16 protein-coding genes are annotated in these 21,735 nt (G+C 68.7%); 8 read left to right on the top strand and 8 right to left on the bottom strand.

Going from position 1 to position 21,735, the window contains the following annotated elements; translation table 11 throughout:
• Positions 1-88 precede the first annotated feature (88 nt).
• Complete coding sequence (locus tag ON41_RS24660; RefSeq protein WP_040750138.1) at positions 89-1,066, top strand: alpha/beta hydrolase; 978 nt, start codon at positions 89-91, stop codon at positions 1,064-1,066.
• 117 nt (positions 1,067-1,183) lie between these two features.
• Here the strand turns inward: ON41_RS24660 and ON41_RS24655 are convergent, their stop codons facing one another.
• Positions 1,184-2,887 (bottom strand): metallophosphoesterase, encoded by a 1,704-nt coding sequence (locus ON41_RS24655; protein ID WP_040750137.1) that lies wholly within the window; start codon positions 2,885-2,887, stop codon positions 1,184-1,186.
• Positions 2,888-3,007: 120 nt separating this feature from the next.
• Here ON41_RS24655 and ON41_RS24650 point away from each other — a divergent pair, with 120 nt between their 5' ends.
• Positions 3,008-3,352 carry a TfoX/Sxy family protein gene (locus ON41_RS24650; protein WP_040750136.1) on the top strand — a complete coding sequence of 115 codons (345 nt, stop codon included), beginning with the start codon at positions 3,008-3,010 and terminating at the stop codon, positions 3,350-3,352.
• Between the two features lie 331 nt (positions 3,353-3,683).
• The gene (gene casG, locus ON41_RS24645) at positions 3,684-5,336 is read left to right on the top strand and encodes a steroid-24-oyl-CoA synthetase (RefSeq protein WP_246829602.1); all 1,653 of its coding nucleotides are present in this window, start codon (positions 3,684-3,686) and stop codon (positions 5,334-5,336) included.
• A 16-nt stretch (positions 5,337-5,352) separates the two neighbouring features.
• On the opposite strand, the gene ON41_RS24640 is transcribed toward casG, so the two are convergent.
• From ON41_RS24640 to ON41_RS24620, 5 genes are all read right to left on the bottom strand, one after another.
• Positions 5,353-5,862 (bottom strand): anthrone oxygenase family protein, encoded by a 510-nt coding sequence (locus ON41_RS24640; protein ID WP_051162391.1) that lies wholly within the window; start codon positions 5,860-5,862, stop codon positions 5,353-5,355.
• An 81-nt stretch (positions 5,863-5,943) separates the two neighbouring features.
• Positions 5,944-6,681 (bottom strand): respiratory nitrate reductase subunit gamma, encoded by a 738-nt coding sequence (gene narI, locus ON41_RS24635; protein WP_040750134.1) that lies wholly within the window; start codon positions 6,679-6,681, stop codon positions 5,944-5,946.
• Positions 6,678-7,376, bottom strand: a complete 699-nt coding sequence (gene narJ / locus ON41_RS24630) for a nitrate reductase molybdenum cofactor assembly chaperone (protein WP_051162389.1) — start codon at positions 7,374-7,376, stop codon at positions 6,678-6,680. Before narJ ends, narI begins: the two co-directional genes overlap by 4 nt.
• A gap of 19 nt (positions 7,377-7,395) precedes the next feature.
• Positions 7,396-9,057 (bottom strand): nitrate reductase subunit beta, encoded by a 1,662-nt coding sequence (narH, locus tag ON41_RS24625; protein ID WP_040750169.1) that lies wholly within the window; start codon positions 9,055-9,057, stop codon positions 7,396-7,398.
• Between the two features lie 11 nt (positions 9,058-9,068).
• The gene (locus ON41_RS24620; RefSeq protein ID WP_040750133.1) at positions 9,069-12,836 is read right to left on the bottom strand and encodes a nitrate reductase subunit alpha; all 3,768 of its coding nucleotides are present in this window, start codon (positions 12,834-12,836) and stop codon (positions 9,069-9,071) included.
• A gap of 427 nt (positions 12,837-13,263) precedes the next feature.
• Here ON41_RS24620 and ON41_RS24615 point away from each other — a divergent pair, with 427 nt between their 5' ends.
• The gene (locus ON41_RS24615) at positions 13,264-13,701 is read left to right on the top strand and encodes a YdeI/OmpD-associated family protein (protein WP_040750132.1); all 438 of its coding nucleotides are present in this window, start codon (positions 13,264-13,266) and stop codon (positions 13,699-13,701) included.
• A gap of 2 nt (positions 13,702-13,703) precedes the next feature.
• Here ON41_RS24615 and ON41_RS24610 read toward each other — a convergent pair whose 3' ends face one another.
• Both ON41_RS24610 and ON41_RS24605 read right to left on the bottom strand, forming a co-directional pair.
• Complete coding sequence (locus ON41_RS24610) at positions 13,704-14,018, bottom strand: hypothetical protein (RefSeq protein ID WP_157185612.1); 315 nt, start codon at positions 14,016-14,018, stop codon at positions 13,704-13,706.
• A gap of 173 nt (positions 14,019-14,191) precedes the next feature.
• A complete protein-coding gene (locus tag ON41_RS24605; protein WP_040750130.1) occupies positions 14,192-16,489 on the bottom strand; it encodes an arylsulfatase in 2,298 nt (765 codons plus the stop codon).
• Positions 16,490-16,707: 218 nt separating this feature from the next.
• Between ON41_RS24605 and ON41_RS24600 the strand changes: the two genes are divergently transcribed.
• Genes ON41_RS24600 through ON41_RS24585 form a run of 4 tightly spaced genes read left to right on the top strand, consistent with a single transcriptional unit; the run spans position 16,708 to position 21,735 of the window.
• Positions 16,708-18,294 carry an ABC transporter substrate-binding protein gene (locus ON41_RS24600; RefSeq protein WP_040750129.1) on the top strand — a complete coding sequence of 529 codons (1,587 nt, stop codon included), beginning with the start codon at positions 16,708-16,710 and terminating at the stop codon, positions 18,292-18,294.
• Positions 18,291-19,250, top strand: a complete 960-nt coding sequence (locus tag ON41_RS24595; RefSeq protein WP_040750128.1) for an ABC transporter permease — start codon at positions 18,291-18,293, stop codon at positions 19,248-19,250. Before ON41_RS24600 ends, ON41_RS24595 begins: the two co-directional genes overlap by 4 nt.
• Entirely contained in the window at positions 19,247-20,104 is an 858-nt protein-coding gene (locus ON41_RS24590; RefSeq protein WP_040750127.1) for an ABC transporter permease, read from the top strand. Before ON41_RS24595 ends, ON41_RS24590 begins: the two co-directional genes overlap by 4 nt.
• Positions 20,101-21,735 (top strand): dipeptide ABC transporter ATP-binding protein, encoded by a 1,635-nt coding sequence (locus ON41_RS24585; RefSeq protein ID WP_040750126.1) that lies wholly within the window; start codon positions 20,101-20,103, stop codon positions 21,733-21,735. The genes ON41_RS24590 and ON41_RS24585 overlap by 4 nt, the downstream gene beginning before the upstream one ends.

The following is a 21,735-nucleotide window of genomic DNA, read 5'->3' as shown; positions in this document are numbered from 1 at the left end:
GGGCGATTGCCGTACGGATGCGGGTCGCCGGGTCAACACGCCCGGTGAGCGCGCGGGGATCGGTGTGCCACAGTGGGATACTGCACGGATGCACCGGGTCCTGCGCTGCCTGATCGTCCTGACGGCGATGTTTGCCGTGATTGTGCCTGCCTCCGCACACGCCGCGCCCGGTGACGGTCCGGCGATTCTCGACGTGCGGCCTCTCGGCGGTCGCCAATTCGAGGTCGTGGTGTACTCCGCCGCGATGAACCGGCCGATCACGGTGTGGATGTCGCATCCGGGCGCGCCCGCGCCCGCGCTGTATCTGCTCAATGCGGTCGACGGCGGCGAGGACGGCGGTCCCTGGACCAGGCGCACCGATGTGGCGCAGTTCTTCGCCGACAAGCCCGTCAACGTCGTCGTGCCGATGGGCGGGCGGGCCAGCTACTACACCGACTGGGTCGCCGACGATCCGGTCCTGGGCCGGAATCAGTGGTCCACCTTCCTGATTCACGAACTGCCGCCGCTGCTGGAACAGCGCTTCCAGATGACCGGCCGCAATGCCGTTGCGGGAACGTCGATGTCGGCGACCTCGGCGCTGGACCTGGCGATCGAGGCGCCGGGCAGGTACCAGGCCGTCGGTTCCTACAGCGGCTGCCCGCGCACCAGCGATCCGGTCTCGCGTGCCTACGTGCACTCGCAGCTCGGGGTCTTCGGCGCGAACGCCGCCAATATGTGGGGCGGCCCGGACAATCCGGCCTGGCCCGCGCACGACCCGATCGTGAACGCCGAGCGCTTGCGCGGTGTGGCGCTGTACATCTCGGCCGGGACCGGTGGCCCGGGCGTGCACGACACGCTCGCCGATCCGTCGATCGCGGGCAATGTCGGCGCGCTCGCGGACCGCATGTCGGTGGGCGGCGTCATGGAGTCGATCGTGAACGGCTGCACCCGCGAGCTGACGGATCGGCTCGGGGCACTGGGTATTCCGGCCACGGTTGTGCTGCGCTCCGGTACGCACGCCTGGCCGTACTGGCAGGACGACGTGCACGATTCGTGGCCGGTGTTCGCCGCCGCGCTGGGTGTGTGAGGGTTCCGGCCAAAAGCACGCCGGAACAACGAATCAGCGCACGCCGGTGCAATGGGTGGGTGTGAGCCTGGGCAACGGGTGGGTGCGCCGGGTCGGTGCACGCGGGGTGTCGGTGGGTCAGGCGTGTACCTGGCGGCGGTAGGTGAGTTTGTCGAATTCGCGGCCGTCCTCGTCTACGGCGACGACGTCCATCTCGCTGGCGAAGAAGCCGGGGCGGACGTCGACGCGGATGAACGAGTAGTTGCGGAAGCGCACCCGTGACCACGGGGCCGCCTCGTCCTGCTTGCCGCCGTCGGTGGTCCACACGTAGCTGTTGGGGACCGTGGTGTCGGCGACCTCGTGGCCGCGGTAGGTCTCCTCCGAGCCCGGCTGGAACCCGTAGCGGGGGCGTCCGCCGCCGCCGACGGTGTAGTAGACCGTGCCGTCGGACTCCGGGTAGACGATCGCGTTGTCCCCGGCCGGTTTGGTGGGCCGGCCGCCGCGGATCGGGTCGGTGCGCTCGAAGATGTGGTTGTGGCCCTGGAGCACCAGATCCACCTGATAGCGGTCGAACAGGCCGCACCAGGCGTCGCGCAGGCCGCCGTCGCTGGCGTGCGAATCGGTGGTCGAGTACGCGCAGTGGTGGAAGAAGCACACGATGAAGTCGATATTCGGATCGGCCCGGTAGCCCGCGAGCGCGCGCTCCACCCACCCGGTCTGAGCGCCGCCGGAGTATCCCGTATTGGCCTTGATCTCGTAGGACACGTCGTTGGCGTCCAGGGACAGCACCGCGACATTGCCGTAGGTGAACGAGTACGCCGACGGGCAGCCCGCGGGGCCGCTGCCCGGAAAGTCCAGGCGCGCAAGGTGTCCGCCGTACCCGTGGGTGTCGTAGGCGGCCTCCATGTCGTGGTTGCCGGTCGTGAACATCCACGGCGTGGTCGAGGCGCTGGCCTCGATCGTGCCGAGATAGACGTCCCACACGAACGGGTTGAACTTGTCGAAGCCGCTGCCCGCCTTGCCGCCCGCGGGGACGAACTGCGGATCCTTCCCCGCGCCGGACGGATCGGCGTAGGCGATGTCACCGGCGAGGACGTGGAAATCCGGTCGGCTGGCGACGATCTGGCGCATCACGTTGTCGGCGTGCCGGACCGTCGGCGCGTTGTCCGGTTTGTAGTACATGTCGTCGTAGTCGCCGGGCGCCACGCCGCCGGGCAGCGCGGGCGTCTCGTCGGTGCCCTGGTCGCCCATCATCGTGAAGCGGAAGGGCAGCACCGCGTTTCGCGCGGTGGGCATGGCGGTGGACGCGGAGCGGACCTCGCCGGTGAAGCCGTCGGAGGTGCGCCAGCGGTAGAAGTGCGGCAGCCGGCCCGGCAGCCCGTCGACCGGCGCGTGCACGTAGAACTGCTCGGCCGCGAGCACGCCGCCGTCGCTGCTGGGGATCTGGGTGACCAGATTGCGCACCTCGGCCTCGAGGCTGCCGCCCAGTGCGGGCGTCGGCCCGTGGTCGAGGAAAACCTTGGCGCCGTGGGGGTTTCGCGACAGCTGTGCCGAGAACCGGAGTTGACTGGCGGCGTCGGCGCCGAATCCGACGTGCCGCCCGCCGACGGCGAGTTGCGCGTCCTGGGCGTAGGCGCGGCCCGCGAACGGTGCGGCGCCGACCGCCGCGACCGCCGCGGCGGCGGCCGAGCCGCGCAGGAAGTTGCGCCGCGACACCGAATGCCGCCGGAGATAGGAGCGGTGCCATTCGTACTGCTCGGCCATGGTCATGGTGGCGGCAAGCGCTTCGGGAATCCCCGTGTCCGGAATGTCCCCGGCCGGGTTCAAGCGATTCGACGGCATGGGTGTGGATGCTCGTCCAGCGCGCTGGTTCTGGCAACCCGACCGTCGCCGTGGCTGGGGAACTCTCGGTGAATTCTCGGTGCGATCGAACTTGTCGGTGGTGTCGGCCACAATGCCGGTATGGCCTACGACGAGGAACTGGCCGACCGGATCCGGGATCTGCTCGGTCCGGCGCTGCCGGAGGTGGTCGAGAAGAAGATGTTCGGCGGGCTGGCGTTCCTGCTCGGCGGCAATATGGCCGTCGCCGCCAGCGGGAAGGGCGGCCTCATGGTCCGTGTCGACCCCGACGAGGCCGACGCCCTGCTCGAGGCGGATACGGTCGCCCGCATGGTGATGGGCGGCCGCGAGATGCGGAACTGGCTGCGGATCAGCGCCGAGGCGGTCGGCGACGACGATGTGCTGCACGAGTGGATCACCCGCGGCCTCGCCTACGCCCGAACCCTCCCGGCCAAGCGAGCGCGGTAGTAGTCGCCTTAAGGCGGTGGCAAGTAGTCCATAAGCGCCACCGAACAGGCTGACTCCCGGCAGTGGGCGGAAGTAAACCCACGCTGCGTCCGCCCACTGCCCCTGCGCCTCCCGCGCCCCGATCTCTGCCCCATAACCCCCTTGTCCTGCTCAGAGGTATCGCGTGGGCCTTCGGGCGGGTGCTAACGTGTGTGCCACGTCACGACTGTAACGAGTTCTAGTTTTGGTGTGCGTACGGTGCTCGCGCCTTGTCCGGCGCGGCGTCGGCCGGACGGGGACTCGTGAGGTCGGGGCCGGTGTCGGAACGATGACTATCGGGGATGTGGGTGCTGTGGCGAATGCTGTCGATCCGCAGGCTGTCGCGGCGCGCGTGACCGCCGAGCTGACGGGGCCGGGCGGGCCGTTCGAGACGGTGGTCGAGGAGGTGCTGGGGGCGCCGATTCCGGTGCTGCGCGATCGGCGTCGTTCGCTGGTGGAGGTGCTCGAGGCCTCGGTGGCGTGGGGTGAGCGCGAGTATCTGGTGACCGCCGACGGCCGGATGTCGTTCGCGGAGCACGCCGCCGCGGCCGGCGCACTGGCGCGGGGGCTGGCCGATCGCTACGGGGTGGGCAAGGGCGACCGGGTGGGCATCCTGGCCGCCAACGGCCCCGACTGGGTCGTGGCGTTCTGGGCGGCGCAGTGCCTGGGCGCGATCGCGGTCGGGTACAACGCGTGGTGGGCGCCCCGGGAGATCGCCTACGGGCTCGGGCACACGCGGCCCGCGGTGGTGATCGCGGATGCGAAAAGAGCTGTGCTGCTGCGCGAGTCGGGCGCGAGGGATATTCCGGTGCTCACGATGGAGGACGATCTTCCGGCTCTGATCGCCGAGTACTCGGGTGCGAATCCGCGGGCCGCGGTCGCCGAGGACGATCCGGCGGTGATCCTGTACACCAGCGGTACCAGCGGGCGGCCCAAGGGTGTCGTGCATTCGCACCGGAATCTGGTCGCGGTCGCCGATTACCACCGGTTCACGGATGCGATGGCGGCGGGTTTCCGCGGGCAGCCGCATCGGGAGCCCAGCGACAAGCGCTTCCTGCTCACCTCACCGCTGTTCCACATCGCGAGCCTGCACAATCTGGTGATCCCGCGGCTGGCCACCGGTGCGGCCGTCGTGATCCATCAGGGTTCGTTCGATGTCGAGCGGGTGCTGCGGCTGGTGGAGCGCGAGCGAGTCACCAACTGGGGCGCGGTGCCGACCATGGCGAGCCGGATTCTCGAGCACGACCTGTCCGGATACGACCTGACGTCGCTGGCGGCGTTCTCGCTCAACGCCGCACCGTCCTCCCCGGCCTTCCACCGGCGCCTGCGCGAATCGCTGCCGGTCGCGCAGGTGGCGCTCACCACCAGCTACGGTCTCACCGAAAGCGGTACGGCCGCAACGGTTGCCACGCCGCCGGAGCTGGTGGCGCATCCGGAGACGGTGGGGCGCCCGATCCTCGGCGTCGCGGTCGAGATCCGCGATCCGGACAACCGGCCGGTGCCCGACGGCGCGGAGGGCGAGATCTGCGTCCGCAGCCCGTACGTGATGCTCGGCTACTGGAACGACGAGGGCGCCACCGCGGCGGCCGTCGACGGTGGGCGATGGCTGCACACCGGCGATTTCGGCATCGTCGAGGACGGCCGGCTCCGATTGTCCGGCCGCCGCAGCGATCTCATCCTGCGCGGCGGGGAGAACGTGTACCCCACCGAGATCGAGAACGTGCTCGACGAACATCCCGCCGTGGTGGAGTCGGCGGTGCTCGCAATCGCGCATCCCGACCTCGGTCAGGCGGTGGCCGCCGTCGTGGTCGTCGCCGACCCGGCCGCCGTCACCGAGGTCGAGCTGCGCGATTTCGCCGCCGCCCGGCTGGCCTACTTCAAGGTGCCCGAACGGTGGGTGATCACCGCGGATCCGTTGCCGCGCAACGCGACCGGCAAGGTGGTCCGCCGCGAGATCGAGATCTGACGGCGGACCGGTCACCTCAGCCACGGCCCGCACACCGCAGCGCCCAGGCCAGCGCGCCGACGGCCGCGGTATTGGCCACGCCGCGCAGGATGTTCAGGGTCACCCAGGAGCCCTCGAACTGCTGCCGCAGCGCCGCGAAGTCGCCGCCGCTGACGTCGGCGAGCTGATTGTTCAGCGGGATGTTGCCGCCCGCGGAGATCAGGAAGCTGATCACGTTGAGCACCAGCGCCGCCAGGATCCACCACAGCACCGTGCGCTGATCCGCTCGCAGATGCAGCGCGGCGGCGATGCCGGTGAAGACCAGCGATCCGAGGAAGCTGAACATGAAGGCCGGATTGACGATCACCACGTTGATCCGGTTCATCACGTCCACGAAGGTGCGGTCGTCCAGCTGCCGCAGCGCCAGCATCACCGAGCTGGCGTAGGCGTAGAACACTCCGGCCAGCAGGCCGGTCGAGATGGTGGCGACCACCAGGGAGAGGGAGCCGAGGGTCGAGGTGGCGGTGCTCGCCTGCGTCGTTGTCATGCGATAAGTACACCGGTTTCGGCGAGACGCGAACATCGCTGGGAAGCTCTCGGACATAAGAGAGCGTCCACGGCCATGGAGCTACCGGGACGGCGGCAGCACCGGCGCGTTCCAAGCCTTGGCGTACCGGTTTTTGTCGGGCGTCGCGTATTCCTTGCTGCGATAGACGACGTAGGGGCGGACGAGGTAGCCGACGGGCGCGCTGAACATGTGGACGAGGCGGGTGTAGGGCCAGAGGCCGATGAGGGTGAGGACGATCAGGCCGTGAGCCTGGAAAGTCCAGGGTGTGCCGACCATGAGATCCGGCTCGGGATGCAGGGTGAACAGGCTGCGGAACCAGGGCGAGACGGTTTCGCGGTAGTTGTGGCGGCCCCAGAGCAGGTTGCTGCCGACGGTGTTGAGCAGGCCGGTGGTCAGCGCCGCCGCGAGCAGGACGTACATGATCTTGTCGTTGGTGGTGGTCGCCTGGCGGACGGCCGGGACGGTGACGCGGCGGTAGAGCAGGATGGCGATTCCCGCGATGACCGCGATGCCGGCGACCGTTCCCGCGGTCACCGCGACCAGGTGGTAGACGTGTTCGGTGATGCCGACGGCGGCGGTCCAGGACTCGGGAATCAGCACGCCGAGCACGTGCCCGCCGATGACCCCGAGCATGCCGAAGTGGAACAGGGGACTGCCGAGTCGCAGCAGACGGCTCTCGTAGATCTGGGAAGACCTTGTGGTCCAGCCGAATTGGTCGTTGCGGTAGCGCCAGAGATGGCCGAGGAGGAAGGACGTGAATGCCACATAGGGCAGGGTCGTCCAGAGGGTGGTGGTCATCGTCGGCACTCCGATCCGGTGGATGATGTGGGGCCGCTGACCAGGCTGGGGTCCATGGCGAAGGGTTGCAGGCCGACTTCCTCCTCGGGTGGGCCCTGGGCGGCGAGTTCGGCGATGCGGCGGCGGTCGGCCGTGGTGAGCGGAGGCAGGGTGGCGACGACCGCGGCCAGGACGTCCGCGTACGGAGATCCCGTGTCGGACAACGACAGTCGTAGCAGTTCGATCACGGGGACGTGTTCGCCGAGAAGGCGTTCGCCGCCGATGGGATCGACGGTGGCGGCGAACTCGAGCAGGACCGGGAGGTGGTCGGGCAGTTCGGTGTCGCCGAGTTCGACGCCGGCGTGGCGGTAGGCGTGTTTGAAGCGGAGCAGGGCCATGCCGCGTTTACGGGTGTCGCCGTAGGCGTAGTAGGTGAGGTGGAGGCTGGCGCGGCGGCGGAGGTCGAAGGTCTCGACGTACCGCTGGGCGAGGGTGAGAGGGTCGGTGTCGCGCAGGTGCCGCAGGAATCCGTCCAGGGCCGTCCGGACCTCGTCCGGGAGTTCCGTTGTGGCGTCGGATAATTCGCCGACCATGGCCAGGGTCTCGGTGCCGGGGTAGTCGAGCAGTAGTGCGGCGATGCGCCAGACCAGGCGGCGGTCGCGCTCGGGCATCGCGACGGTGGGTTCGGGGCGGCGGCGGATTTTCAACAGACTCACAGCAGCCCTCCGGCCCGGTTCATCGTGCCACCCCGCTGGTTTCGGGTGTGGTGGAGCCGTTTACCGCCGACCCGTTGCCGTTGCCGTTCGTTCCATTGCGCTCCGGCAGAAGGCCGTTGGTGGACCTGCCGTCCCAGTTGAGCAGATTCACCCGGGCCGACTTGTCGTCGGGCGCGGCGCCGTTGGTGTCGGTGAGATGGAACTTGTCGGCCATGACGTCGAAGGCGGTCATGCCGGGGCCGCCGTCGGTGTCGAGGCTGCATCCGGTGGCGAGGGAGTCGAGTTCGTGGGCGCGGGTGGTGGCGCCGGTGGGGATGACGTAGCGATGTTCGTATTTGGCGATCGCCAGCAGCCGATACATCGCCTCGATCTCCTCGGGCTCCAGCCGCACCGCGTCCGGAATGGACATATCGGGCTCCTGGCCGAGATTGATCGAGCGCATGAACGCGCGCATTCCGGCGAGGCGTTGCAGCGCGGCGCGCACCGGTCCGACATCACCGGCGGTGAACAGTTCCGCCAGATATTCGACGGGTATCCGCAGGGCATCGATCGCGCCGAACAGATTCGACACGTTCTCGCCGTCGTTCCCGGTCTCCGACAGCACGTCGACCATCGGTGACAGCGGCGGGACGTACCAGACCATCGGCATGGTGCGGTATTCCGGATGCAGCGGCAACGCGATCTGATAGTCGACGATGAGTTTGTAGACCGGCGAATCCTGCGCCGCCTGAATCCATTCCGGCGAGATCCCGGCCGCCTCCGCCTCGGCGATCACCCGTGGGTCGTGCGGATTGAGGAAGACGCCCAGTTGTGCCGGGTAGAGATCGTTGTCGTCGGTGACCGACGCGGCCTCCTGCACGGCGTCGGCGTCGTACAGCATGACGCCGATATAGCGCAGCCGCCCGACGCAGGTTTCGGAACAGACGGTGGGGATGCCGACCTCGACGCGCGGGTAACAGAAGGTGCATTTCTCGGCTTTGCCGGTCTTGTGGTTGAAGTAGATCTTCTTGTACGGGCAGCCGGTGACGCACTGCCGCCAGCCGCGGCACTTGTCCTGATCGACCAGGACGATGCCGTCCTCGGCGCGTTTGTAGATCGCGCCGGAGGGGCAGGACGCCGCGCAGGACGGGTTGAGGCAGTGTTCGCAGATGCGGGGCAGGTAGAACATGAACGTCTGCTCGAATTCGAGCTTCACCTGATCCGACAGCTTGGCCAGCAGGGGGTCCTTACCGACCTGCTCGGGTCCGGAGCCCAGATCGTCGTCCCAGTTCGCGCCCCACGTGACCTTCGTATCCTCGCCGGTGATCAGCGATTTCGGCCGCGCGACCGGGGTGGTGTCGGTGGCGGGGGAGGACAGGAGATTGTCGTAGTCGTAGCTCCACGGGTCGTAATAGTCCGACACGGTGGGCAGGTCGGGATTGGCGAAGATATTGAGCAGGCGCTTCATCCGGGAACCGGATCTGAGCGTCAGCCGTCCCCTGCGGTTGAGGGTCCAGCCGCCCTTCCATTTCTCCTGATCCTGGTACCGGCGTGGATACCCTTGTCCGGGACGGGTTTCCACGTTGTTGAACCAGACGTATTCGGTGCCGGCGCGATTGGTCCAGGCCTGTTTGCAGGTGACGCTGCAGGTGTGACACCCGATGCATTTGTCCAGGTTCATCACCATGGCGAGCTGTGCCATGACACGCATAATCAGTACTCCACGTTCTGGCCGCGCCGGCGAATGGTCGTGACCTCGTCACGCTGGTTTCCGGTGGGGCCGTGGTAGTTGATGGCGAACGACTGCTGGGCGTAGCCGCCGATCAGGTGTGAGGGCTTGATCATGATGCGGGTCAGGGCATTGTGGATGCCGCCGCGTTTGCCCCTGCCGACGAAGCCGGCTCCCTCGGCGCTGCCTTTCGGTCCCTCGATGCGCGGGACGTCCACGGCGCGGTCCTGGGCGTGGTACATGAATACGGTGCCCTCGGGCATGCGATGCGAGACGATGGCGCGGGCGACCACGACGCCGTTGCGATTGATCGCCTCGATCCAGTCGTTGTCGGCCACGCCGATCTTCGCCGCGTCCTTCTCCGACATCCAGATGGCCTGGCCACCCCGGGAAAGGGTGAGCATATGCAGGTTGTCCTGGTAGGCGGAATGGATCGACCACTTCGAATGCGGGGTGAGGTACCGGACCGTCACGCCCTTGTCGGTCACCGATCCGACATCGGGTTCGCGGAACAGCGCGGACATGTCCAGCGGGGGCCGGAAGATCGGCAGCTGCTCGCCGAGTTCGATCATCCAGTCGTGATCGAGGTAGAAATGCTGCCGTCCGGTCAAGGTGTGCCAGGGCTTGAGGCGTTCGGTGTTGATGGTGAACGGCGAATACCGGCGGCCCCCGGTCTCGGAGCCGGACCACTCCGGAGACGTGATCACCGGGACGGGCCGGGCCTGGGTGTCGGCGAAGGTGACCCGCTTACCCTCGTGCTCGGCGGCCAGATCGGCCAGCTTGGTTCCGGTGCGCCGCTCGAGCGCCTGGAACCCCTCGACCGCGAGACGCCCGTTGGTGGTGCCCGACAGCGCGAGGATGGTCTCCGCCGCGTGGACGTCCTTGGCCAGCGACGGACGGCCCTGTCCGGCGCCGGAGATCACGGTGCCGTTGACCCCGGCGAGGTAGGTCACCTCGGCATCGGGATAGGTGGTGACGCCCTTGGTGGTGACGCCGAGCGTATCGATCAGCGGTCCGAGGGCGGCCATCTTCTCCGCCAGTTTCGGATAATCCCGTTCGACGACAACGAGTTTCGGCATCGTCTTTCCCGGGACGGGCTCGCACTCGCCCGCTTTCCAATCCAGCACGCGACCACCGGGCTGTGCGAGGGCGTCCGGCGAATCATGGTGCAACGCAACAGCGACCAGGTCCTTGCGTACCCCGAGGTGTTTCTCGGCGAGCCAGGAGAACCCGCGGGCGATGCGGTGGAACGCCTCGAAATCGGTCTTGGCCTCCCACGGTGGGGAGATGGCGGGGGAGAAGGCGTGCACGAACGGGTGCATATCGGTGGACGACAGGTCGTGCTTCTCGTACCAGGTGGCGGCGGGGAGCACGATATCGGAGAACAGGGTCGTCGAGGTCATGCGGAAGTCCAGCGACAGCAGCAGATCCAGCTTTCCCGTCGCCGCCTGGTCCCGCCATTCGAGTTCCTGCGGCCGCACTCCGGCGGTGTCGGTGGTCTGGAGGTTGGAGTCCGAGCCCAGCAGATGCTTGTGGAAGTACTCGTTCCCCTTACCGGAGGAGCCGAGGAGGTTGGCGCGCCAGACGGTCAGGCAGCGGGGGAAGTTCTCCGGCGCGTCGGGGTCCTCGCAGGCGAAACGCAGGTCCCCGGACTTCAGGCCGTCGACCACGTAGTCCTGCGGGGTCTTCCCCGCGGCCTCGGCGTCGTCGACGAGATCGAGGGGGTTGCGGTCGAAGGTCGGATACGACGGCATCCAGCCCAGCCGCGACGCCAGCGCGATGTTGTCGGCGGCGGTGCGCCCGCGGAACCGGCCGGAACCCAGTGGGGAGGTGAAGGATTCGGCGGTGAACGGGTCGTAGCGCCATTGGTCGTTGGCCAGATACCAGAACACGGTGCCCTGCATATGACGCGGTGGTCGCTGCCAGTCGAGGCCGAAAGCCAAGGTGGCCCAGCCGGTTACGGGGCGGCACTTCTCCTGCCCGACGTAATGCGCCCAGCCGCCGCCGTTCACGCCCTGACACCCGGTCAGCAACGTCAAAGTGAAGAAGGAGCGGTAGATCTGGTCGGAGTGGAACCAGTGGTTGGTGCCCGCGCCCATCAGGATCATGGACCGGCCGCCGGAGCGGTCGGCGTTGTCGGCGAACTCCCGTGCGATTCGCGCGGCCTGCGCGGCGGGGACGCCGGTGATGGTCTCCTGCCAGGCCGGGGTGTAGGGCTCGGCGACGTCGTCGTAGCCGGTGGGCCAGGTTCCCGGCAGGCCGTCACGCGCGACGCCGTACTGGGCGAGCAGCAGGTCGAAGACGGTCGTGACCCGTTTGCCCGCAACGATTCTCGTCGGCACGCCACGGCTCAGCACGCCGCCCGCGTCGCCGTCGTAGCGAGGCAACTGCACGGCCGCAGCGTCGTTGGTGCGGCCGTACAGCGTCACCAGGGGATCGATGTCCCCCAGGTCCAGATTCCAGCGACCGGCGCCGGACGCGGAGAAGCGATGGCCCAGACTGCCGTTCGGGACCACGGTGTTCCCGGCGGTATCGAGCAGCACCGTCTTGTGTTCGGCGCCCTCGGCCGTATCGCCGAGATCCGCTGCGGTGAGGAACTTTCCGGGCACCCACGTGTGGGGGCGGTACTCGCCGTCGCCGTTCCAGCCGCCCTCGTGCTCGTCGAGGGTGATGAGGAACGGCAGGTCGGTGTACCGCTTGATGTAGTCGAGGAATCGGGGCGTGGCGCGGTCGCGGAAGAACTCCGTGAGGATGACGTGGCCCATGGCCATGGCGAGCGCGGCGTCGGTGCCGGGCCGGGCGGGGACCCATTCGTCGGCGAATTTGGTGTTGTCGGCGTAGTCGGGGGAGACGACGACGACCTTCTGGCCGCGGTAGCGGGCCTCGGTCATGTAGTGGGCGTCGGGGGTGCGGGTGACCGGCACGTTGGAGCCCCACATGATGAGGTAGCCGGCGTCGAACCAGTCGGCGGATTCGGGGACGTCGGTCTGGTCGCCGAAGACCTGGGGGGAGGCGACGGGCAGGTCGGCGTACCAGTCGTAGAACGAGAGCATGGAGCCGCCGAGCAGGGAGATGAACCGGGCGCCGGCGGCGTGGGAGACCATGGACATGGCCGGGATGGGGGAGAAGCCGGCGACGCGGTCGGGGCCGTAGCGTTTGATGGTGTGAACGTGTGCGGCGGCGGCGATCTCGGCGGCTTCCCACCATTCGGCGCGCACGAATCCGCCCTTGCCGCGGGCGCTCTTGTACCGCCGCGCCTGCTCGGGGTCCTCGACGAGTGATTCCCAGGCCGCGACGGGGTCCTTGAGCCGGGATTTGGCCTCGCGGTACATCTCCAGCAAGACGCCGCGGACGTACGGATACCGCACGCGCGCAGGGGAATAGGTGTACCAGGAGAACGAGGCGCCGCGGGGGCAGCCGCGAGGTTCGTACTCGGGTTTGTCGGAGCCGACGGACGGATAGTCGGTCTGCTGCGATTCCCAGGTGATCACGCCGTCCTTGACGTAGATCTTCCACGAGCACGACCCGGTGCAGTTCACGCCATGGGTGGAACGCACCACCTTGTCGTGCGCCCAGCGGTCGCGGTAGAACTCGTCGGCGCCGCGGCCGCCCACCTTGTGCACGGTGCGCAGATCCTCGGACACCTCGCCCCGGTTGAAGTATTTGCCCAACCGCAGCAGTGCGTCGCCGGAGGCGGCGGATCTCCCGTTCGTATCGGAGGGGGTCGAACCCTTTGTATGCGAATTAACCACAACGCCCCCTTCGAGCTGAAAACCGGGCTGTGGCACCGAGAGTAAGGACGCCGGGCGAGGGCGCAAAACGGTTCTCTCACACCGCTCCACGGGCCCGTGTGAGTTGTGAGGCGGGGGAAACGTGGTGGTCACTGCCGGGTAGCGATGCCGCTCGACCTGCGCGGGGGCGACCTGGGCGGATACGGGATTCCTAGAGTCCGAGGGGCCTTTTCGGGTCGGCCGGTGATGCTTTGGAAACGGCTGGTTCTCGGGCGCTTTACATTTGTTTACACACCCGGAGGGCGCCCTCGGGTCCGATTTTCCGGTGCGATGAGACGGACGTCGCACACGGTACGTCGACCGAATTGCCGACTGGTAAATCGTTTGCCAGGCGGTCGCGGAACGGATATCCCGGTGCGTGTGCCGCCCGCGGATTAGGCTGCGCGGTATGGAGCGATTCGAGGCCGTGATCGAACCCGCCGGCGGAAACAACGCGTATATCCCCGTACCTCCCGAGGTCGTGGCGGCGCTCGGCGGTGGCGGGCGAATCCCGGTGCGCGCCACCTTCGACGGTGTCGACTACACCGGGTCGATCGTGTCCATGGGCAACGGCCCGTGCATCGGCCTGGTGAAGGCGATCCGCGCCGAACTGGGCAAGCAGCCCGGCGACACCGTGGACGTCACGCTCGAGCGCGACACCGCCGAACGCACCGTGGACATCCCCGACGACCTGGCCGCCGCCCTCGCCGACGCCGGTGTGCGCGAGCCCTTCGACCGACTCTCATACACCCGCCGTCGCGAACATGTCACGTCGGTAACCGGAGCCAAGCGGCCGGAAACCCGCGCGCGGCGTATAGACAAGATTGTCGAAGCGTTGCGCGCATAGCCTCACCAGCAGAAACGGATTGGGTGGGCGAACATTGCCGCGACCACGACCAGGTCGACGATTACCGCTGTCCAGGCGGCGGGCACGGCCCAGCGGGGGCGGAAGACGAAGGCGCACAGGGCGAACGGCAGGGTCCAGACGGCGAGGGTGGCGATGACCCACCAGCCGCCGGTCATATCCACCCGCGCCGAGGTGGCGCCGCAGCGGGTGTCCGCTGCCGCGAACAGCCCGATCGCCACGCTCCAGGCGGCCGCGGCCGTCCACACCACCGCGGCGGCCGCGGCCGCAACCTGGAGCAGGAGCCGAGGGGGCCGCACGGTCTCATCCTGCATCCGTCTGCGTGATTTCAGTGGGGATTCGGGGGTGCGGCTGTGGTTTCCGGCCAAAAGCATGCCGGAAACAGGGAGATGGCGGTCCGGGTGCCGGAGTGGGAGGTGGGGTGGATCGCGGGGGCGGAGTGGTGGACTGCGGGGCGGAGTGATGGGTGGCGCTATTCGGCTATCAACTCGGATTCGGATTCGAGGGCGCGGATGGTGTCGCCGGGGACCTGGAGGGGGCCGGGGGTGTAGGTGAGGGAGATGAGGTTGCCGGTGTAGGGGAAGGGGCCGCGGCGGTGGCGGAGGTCCCAGTCGACGGGGCCGCGGGCGTCGACGCCGACGGAGATGCCGGTCCAGGGGGCCATGCCGACGAGTTGGACCTGGTCGGGGAGTTGGGCGGCGGCCGTGCCGTCGATGCTGACGGTGAAGTCCCAGCGCAGCCTCGGCCGCACGCGGGCCGTGACGGCGATCGAGCGCGCTCCGGCGGGAAGCGGAGCCGAGACGGTGGCCAGGTTGCCGTAGGCGTTGAATCCGAACACCACCCGGTCGTCCTCGACGTAGAGCAGATAGCCGCCCTGCGGATCGCCGTGCGCCACCAGCACGCCCTCGTCGCCGCCGGCGAATCCGCCCAGCTCGGCGGTGACGGTGAAATCGCGGTAGGCGATCAGCCGCTGCGAGCGATAGCGCTCCAGCGTCGGCGTGCCGGGCAGCAGGCGCACCGGTTCGGACAGCCGCGCCTCCTCCGGCCGGCGCCGGGCCAGATCCGCGCGGGTGACCAGCGGGAATACGGTATTGCGCCAGGCGGCCTCATCCCAGGCGCGGGCCAGCTCGGCGACCTTCTCCGGAAACCGCGCCGCGACATCGTGCAGCTCGGTCGGGTCGGTGCGCACATCGAACAGCTGCCACCGCGGGTCGTCGATATCGGCGCCCGGTTCGTGCAGCGCGAGCAGCTTCCACCCGTCGCGGTAGAAGCCGCGGTGCCCGGTCATCTCCGAGTACTGCTCGACATGGTCGGAGGCGGCCTCCGGATCGCGCAGCACCGCGGCCGCGGACACCCCGTCGAAATCCTTGGCGGGCAACCCGTTACGCGTCTCGGGACGCGGAAGCCCGGCCAGCTCCAGCAGAGTGGGGGCCAGATCGGTCACATAGGTGTATTCGCGGCGAATCTCCCCGGCGGGCAACCCTTTCGGCCACGAGACGACGAACGGCACCCGCACGCCACCGGCGAACGTCTGCCCCTTGTAGAACCGGAACGGCGTATTCGAGGCCTGCCCCCATCCGCGCGGATAATGCACGCCGAGCCTCGCGGTGCCGATCAGCTCCTCGTCGTGCGGGACGTCGCCGACCCAGCCGGGATCGTCGACGTGCGCGAATTCCGCCAGGTAGCTCCGGGTTCCGACGGGCCCGCCCTCGGCGGTGCCGCCGTTGTCCGAGGTGAACACCACGATGGTGTCGTCCAACTCGCCCAGCCGATCCACGGTGTCCAGCAACCGGCCGAGGTTCTGGTCGATATTGTCGACCATCGCCGCGTACACCTCCATGTAGCGCGCGAAGCGGCGGCGCTGGTCCTCCGGCAGTGCGTCCCATTCCTGGGCCTCGTAGCCCGGCTCGGTATTGCGGGGCTTCTGCCGCGTCCCCTCCGGGAACAGGCCCTGGGCGATCTGCTCGGCGAAACGGCTGTGCCGCAGCCGATCCCAGCCCTCGGCGTAGCGTCCCCGGTACTTCTCCAGATCCACCTGCTTGGCCTGGAGCGGCCCGTGCATCGCGACATGAGCGAAGTAGAGGAAGAACGGCTTGGTCGCGTCGTGCGCCCGCAGGTCCTTCAGATAGGAGATCGCGGTATCGGTGAGGTCGTCGGTGACGTAGTAGTCGTCGGGATAGGCCTCGACGTCGACGACCGAACTGTCGGAGACGATCTGGTTCGGATAGAAGTAGGAGTTGAACCCCTCCAGCGAGCCGTAATAGCGGTCGAAACCGCGCTGCGTCGGCCACGAATCCCGGTGGGCCGCAGGGTTCATGGTGGCATCGCGCACCAGATGCCACTTGCCGACCGCGTAGGTCGCGTAGCCGCCCGCCCGCAGGATCTCCGGCAGCGTCAGCACGTCGTCGGCCAGTTCCAGCCGCAACCCCGGATAGCCCGGATCGGCATTGGCGACGAAACCGAAACCCGCACGGTGCGGATTGATTCCGGTGAGCAGCGCCGCCCGCGAGGGCGAGCACAGCGGCGTGGTGTGATAGTTCGTGAGCCGGATGCCGCGCTCGGCCAGCCGGTCCAGGGTCGGCGTCTCGATCTCCGACCCGAACGGGCCGATATCGCTGAAGCCCATATCGTCGACGAGCACCACGATGATGTTCGGCGCACCGGCGGGCGCGGCCGGCGGGTAGGTCCACCGCGGCGTGGAGTCCGCGGTGGTCCGGCCGATCGTTCCGGCGAAGTCGTCGTAGCCGCGGGCGTGGTCAGGCACAGGCATCGGTCCAGCGAAACCGTACCGGGATACCTGTCGCCAGGGTTTCGCGCAGGGTGCGCGCAACCGGTGCCGGGCGGATTCGGGCCGGTTACCGTGACGATCATGCACACGAGTCGGCCCTGCGCGCCCCGAAGCGGGCCGGGCGACCCGTCGTGCTGTCGCCGTCTCGTGCGTGACTGATGCCGCACCGGCGCGTTCTCCCGTACTTCGAGGATCCAGCTATGAGTTCACCACCCGGCGCCGCGAGCCGCCGTACCTTCCTGCGCGGGGCGGGTCTCGTCGCCTTCGCGATCGCCGGTGGCGCGGGCCTGTCGGGGTGCACGTCGGCGGTGCGTGAACTCGATGCCGTGGGCGACGACGCCACTCCCGTTCGCGGCGGCACCCTGAAGGTCGGCACGCCGTGGGATATCGTCCCGACCAACATCCTCACCAATACCGCGACCACGCCCGCGCTGATCGGCCTGGTGTACGAATCGCTCATCCGCTACCCGAACGACCGGCTGGAACCGCAACCGCTGCTGGCGAAGTCGTGGAGCCTGGCGCCGGACGGCCTGTCGCTGGCCCTGGACCTGCGCGACGACGTCACCTTCCACAGCGGGCGGCCGTTCACCTCGGCCGATGTCGAATTCGCGCTGCGCACCTATGCCGACCCGAAATGGTCGGCGCAGCTGAAGAGTACGGCCGCGGCCATCACCGGCTACGACACCAGCGCCCCGCATCGCATCGTGCTGCGGTTCGCGTCTCCGCTGGGCAATATCTTCGACCTGCTGGACACCGCGCCGATGCTGGATCGGGAGACGATCGGGCAGCTGGCCACCGGCGACGCCTTCGTCGGCACCGGGCCCTTCCGGTTCGTCGACCGGATTCCGAACAGCCAGTTGACCTTCGAGCGCAACGATCACTATTGGGTTCCCGACCGGCCGTATCTGGACCGGGTGCAATTCTCGGTCGTTCCAGACAGCCAGGCCCAGCTCAACGCCCTGCGGTCGGGGCAGATCGGGCTCGCGCACGGGCTCAATCCCCGCGATATCGAAAACCTCGCCAAGCGGCCGGGATTCAAGTCGATCACCTACGACGGCGCGGAACTCCAGATGTATGTCGGCGTGAACGTGCAGAATCCGGCGCTGGCCGACGTGCGGCTGCGGCAGGCGGTCGCCTACGCCCTGGACCGCGACCGCATCATCGACGAGGTGTACCGCGGCGCCGGATACGCGCTGAACGTGCCGTGGCCCAAGAACTCTCCCGCGTACGACGAGGCCCGCAACACCAAATACTCCCGGAACCTCGACAAGGCACGGGAATTGGTGGCGCAGGTGGGGAAGCCGCCGGAGATCCCGCTGTCCTACAACACCAGCGTCCCGGCGTACGGGGCGACCGCGCAGATCGTGCAGTCCAACCTCGCCGAGGTGGGCATCGACGTGACCCTCGACCCGAACGACGACGCCACCTTCGTGAAAAAGCTGATCGGCGGCCAGTTTCCGGGGCTGTGGGTCACCGACCACTCGTGGGCGCAGTTCGTCCCCTCGACGCTGACCGTCAGCGCCTACCCGTTCAACGCGCGCAAGAACGCCTCGCACTACGAGTCGCCCGCGTATGTCGCCGCCGCCGACACCGCCTGGAAGCGCACCGGTGGTACGGATGCCGCCGCGGTCTCGGCGTATCGGGCGGTCAGCGATCAGCTGCTGGACGGGCTGTTCCTCATCGAGATCGGTGTCCGGCTCAACCAGGTCGCCGCGTCCAAGCGGGTGCACGGGGTGGGCTGGACCAAACGCCGCGAGACCCTGCTCACGGAGGCATTCGTATCGTGACCCGATATCTGTTGCGCCGCTTACCCTCCGCGGCACTGGTGCTGTTCCTGGCGTCGGTGCTCATCTTCCTGCTGATGCGCCTCGTTCCCGGCGATCCGGCGACCACCCTGGCCGGGCCGGACGCGACGCCCCAGACCATCGAGGCGATCCGGCACCAGCTGGGGCTGGACCGGTCGATTCCCGCGCAGTACCTGAGCTGGCTCGGCGGCCTGGCCACCTTCGACCTCGGCCGGTCCTACGTCCTCGGCGGGCAGATCTCCGACCTGGTGGCCCAGGGCCTGACCAATACGCTGGTGCTGACGGCGGCCGCGCTGCTGCTCGCGGTCGTCGTGAGCCTGATACTCGGTGTGGCCTCGGTGGTCCGGCCGAACCGGTGGCTGAACGCGGTGATCGCGGCCGCCAATACCGTGGCCGTCGCGCTGCCCACCTTCGTGACCGGGGTGCTGCTGGCGCTCCTGTTCGCCGTCGTGATTCCGGTGCTGCCCGCGGGCGGCGTGCCGCCGGACGGTTTCGTGGCGCGGCCGGATATCGCCGTGCAGTACCTGCTGCTGCCGGCGATATGCCTGGCGCTGCCGGTGGGCGCGGCGCTGACCCGGTTCCTCACCGAGGCGCTGCGCACCGAACTCGGCAAACCCTATGTGCTGACCGCGCGGTCGCAGGGAATCTCGCAGTGGCAGATCGTCACTCGCGGCGCGTTGCGCAATGCCCTGCCCTCGATGCTGACCGCGCTCGGCATCCAGACCGGCCACCTGCTCGGCGGCGCGGTCCTCGTCGAGGCGATCTTCGCGTGGCCCGGCATCGGGCAGCTCATCGAGCAGGGCATCAACCGCCGCGACTATCCGGTGGTGCAGGTGCTGTTGCTGCTGTCGGTGGCCGTATTCGTGCTGCTGCAACTGCTCACCGACATCGTGCACGCGTGGCTGGATCCGCGGATCCGGATCGGAGGACGGTCATGACCGCGGTGATAGGCGATACGGGCTCCGCGACAAAGGTTTCCGGTGACGCGCGCCACGCGCTGCTGCGCGGGCAGGGGCTGGCCGGGCTGATCCTGGTGGGCGTCATCGTGCTGGCGGGCCTGTTCGCGGGGGTGCTGAGCCGGCAGGATCCGGTCACGCAGATCACCGGCGCGAACCTGCTGCCGCCGACCGCGGAACACTGGCTCGGCACCGACGAACTCAATCGCGACGTCTTGGCGCGGGTGCTGCACGGACTGCGTGTCGACCTGCTCATCGTCTTCGTCGCCGTACCCCTGGCCGCGGTGCTGGGATCGGCGATCGGGCTGCTGGCCGGGGTGAACGCGGCGGTGGACACCGTGGCGCAGCGCGTCTTCGACGTGGTGCTCGCCTTTCCCGCGCTCATCCTCGCCATCGCGCTGGCCGCGATCACCGGGCCCGGGGCGCACGCGGTGGTCATCGTGATCGTGGCCGCCGAGGTCCCGGTGTTCGGCCGCCAGATCCGCACCGCGATCCTGCGGGTGCGCGAGCAGGCGTTCGTCGAGGCCGCCGAGGTGATCGGCGCGGGCACCTGGTGGACGGTGCGCAAACACGTGCTGCCCAATGTGCTCGAACCGCTGGCGGTGCAACTGGCGCTGTCGATGTCGATCGCCGTCGCGGTGGACGGGGCGATGAGTTTCATCGGGCTCGGGGTGCGGCCGCCGCAGCCGTCGCTGGGATCGGTGATCGCCGAATCGATCTCGAATATGGACGCGAATCCGGCGATGGCCGTCGGACCGCTCGTCGTGGTCGCGGGGCTGACGCTCGGATTTCTGCTGATCGCCCAGGGATTGGGCCGGGCGAGGAGGATCGCATGAGTGACGGGAACGATCCGGTACTGGACATCCGCGAGCTGACGGTGCGTTTCGGATCGCGCACCGTGGTCGACCGGGTCGCTCTCGAGGTCCGGCGCGGCGAGGTGGTCGCGCTGGTCGGGGAGTCCGGATCGGGCAAATCGCTGACCGCCCGCGCGGTGCTGGGCCTGCTGCCCGACAGTGCGGGGGCGACCGGTTCGGTCCTGCTGGACGGCACCGAGATCGTCGGCTCAAGCGAGGACGCGCTGCGCGGTGTGCGGGGAACTCGCGCGGCCATGGTGTTCCAGGAACCGCAGACCGCGCTGAATCCCGTGCAGAAGATCGGGACCCAGATCGCGCAGGCGCTGCGGGCCCACGGGCCGATCTCGCGGGCCGATGCCCGGGCGCGGGCGGTGGAACTGCTGGGGCTGGTGGACATTCCGGAGCCGGAGCGGCGCGTCGACTGGTATCCGCATCAGCTGTCCGGCGGTCAGAAGCAGCGGGTGGTCATCGCGCTGGCGCTGTCGGGCGAGCCGGATCTGCTCATCGCCGACGAACCGACCACGGCCTTGGACGTGACGGTGCAGGCCGAGATCCTGGACCTGTTGCGAGATCTCCAGCGGCGCAAGGGCACCGCCGTCCTGTTCATCACCCACAACCTGGGCGTGGTCGCCGAGATCGCGGACCGGGTCGTGGTGCTGCGCGGTGGCCGGGTCGTCGAGCAGCGGCCGGTGCGCGAGCTGTTCGCGACGCCACGGGAGTCCTATACGCGGACGCTGCTGGCCGCGGTCCCGCGACTGCCCGATGGGGCCGGTCCCGCCGAGCCGGAGGTCACCGTGCCGGAGGCGTCCGAACCCGTGGTGCGGCTGCGGGATCTGACGGTGGTCTACGGCGGCCGCGGTAAGCGCTTCCGGGCGTTGCGTGACGTATCGCTGGCGGTCGCGCCGCGCGAGGTGATCGGGCTGGTCGGTGAATCCGGTTCCGGCAAGAGCACTCTCGGGCGGGCGGCGCTGGGCTTGGTGCCCGCGCACTCGGGGGAGGTTGTGCTGCAAGGCGTGTCGCTGCGCGGCCTGAGCGGGCGGGAACTCCGGGGGCTGCGCAAGAACGTCGCCCTCGTCCATCAGGATGTCGCCGCGTCGCTCGATCCGCGCCGCACCATCGAGGATTCGATCGGCGAGCCGCTGCGAGTACATCGGGTGGCGAGCGGATCGCTGGTGCGCGCCAAGGTCGCGCAGCTCCTCGAATCCGTCCGGCTGCCGGGCGATTACGCCGGACGGCGGCCCGGTGAGCTGTCGGGCGGACAGCGGCAGCGGGTGGCGCTGGCCCGCGCCCTGGCGCTCGCTCCGCGATTACTCGTGGCCGACGAACCCACCAGCGCCCTGGACGTCTCCGTGCAGGCGCAGGTCCTCGACCTCTTCGCCGATCTGCGTGCGGAGTACGGCTTCGCCTGCCTGTTCATCAGCCACGACCTGGCCGTCGTCCACCAGGTCGCCGACCGGGTGGTGGTGCTGCGGGCCGGATCGGTCGTCGAAACCGGGACGCCCGCCGCGGTTTTCGGGGATCCGCGGGAGGACTACACCCGGCGGTTGCTGGCGGCGGTGCCGATTCCGGACCCGGCCCGCCACGATCGCCCGGCGCTGCCGCTCGGCGCGTGA

The organism is Nocardia transvalensis NBRC 15921, from assembly GCF_000308875.1.
Classification (GTDB): Bacteria; Actinomycetota; Actinomycetes; order Mycobacteriales; family Mycobacteriaceae; genus Nocardia; species Nocardia transvalensis.
The sequence above is the reverse complement of the archived record's forward strand: the minus strand, read 5'-3'. Positions and strand labels throughout refer to the sequence as shown.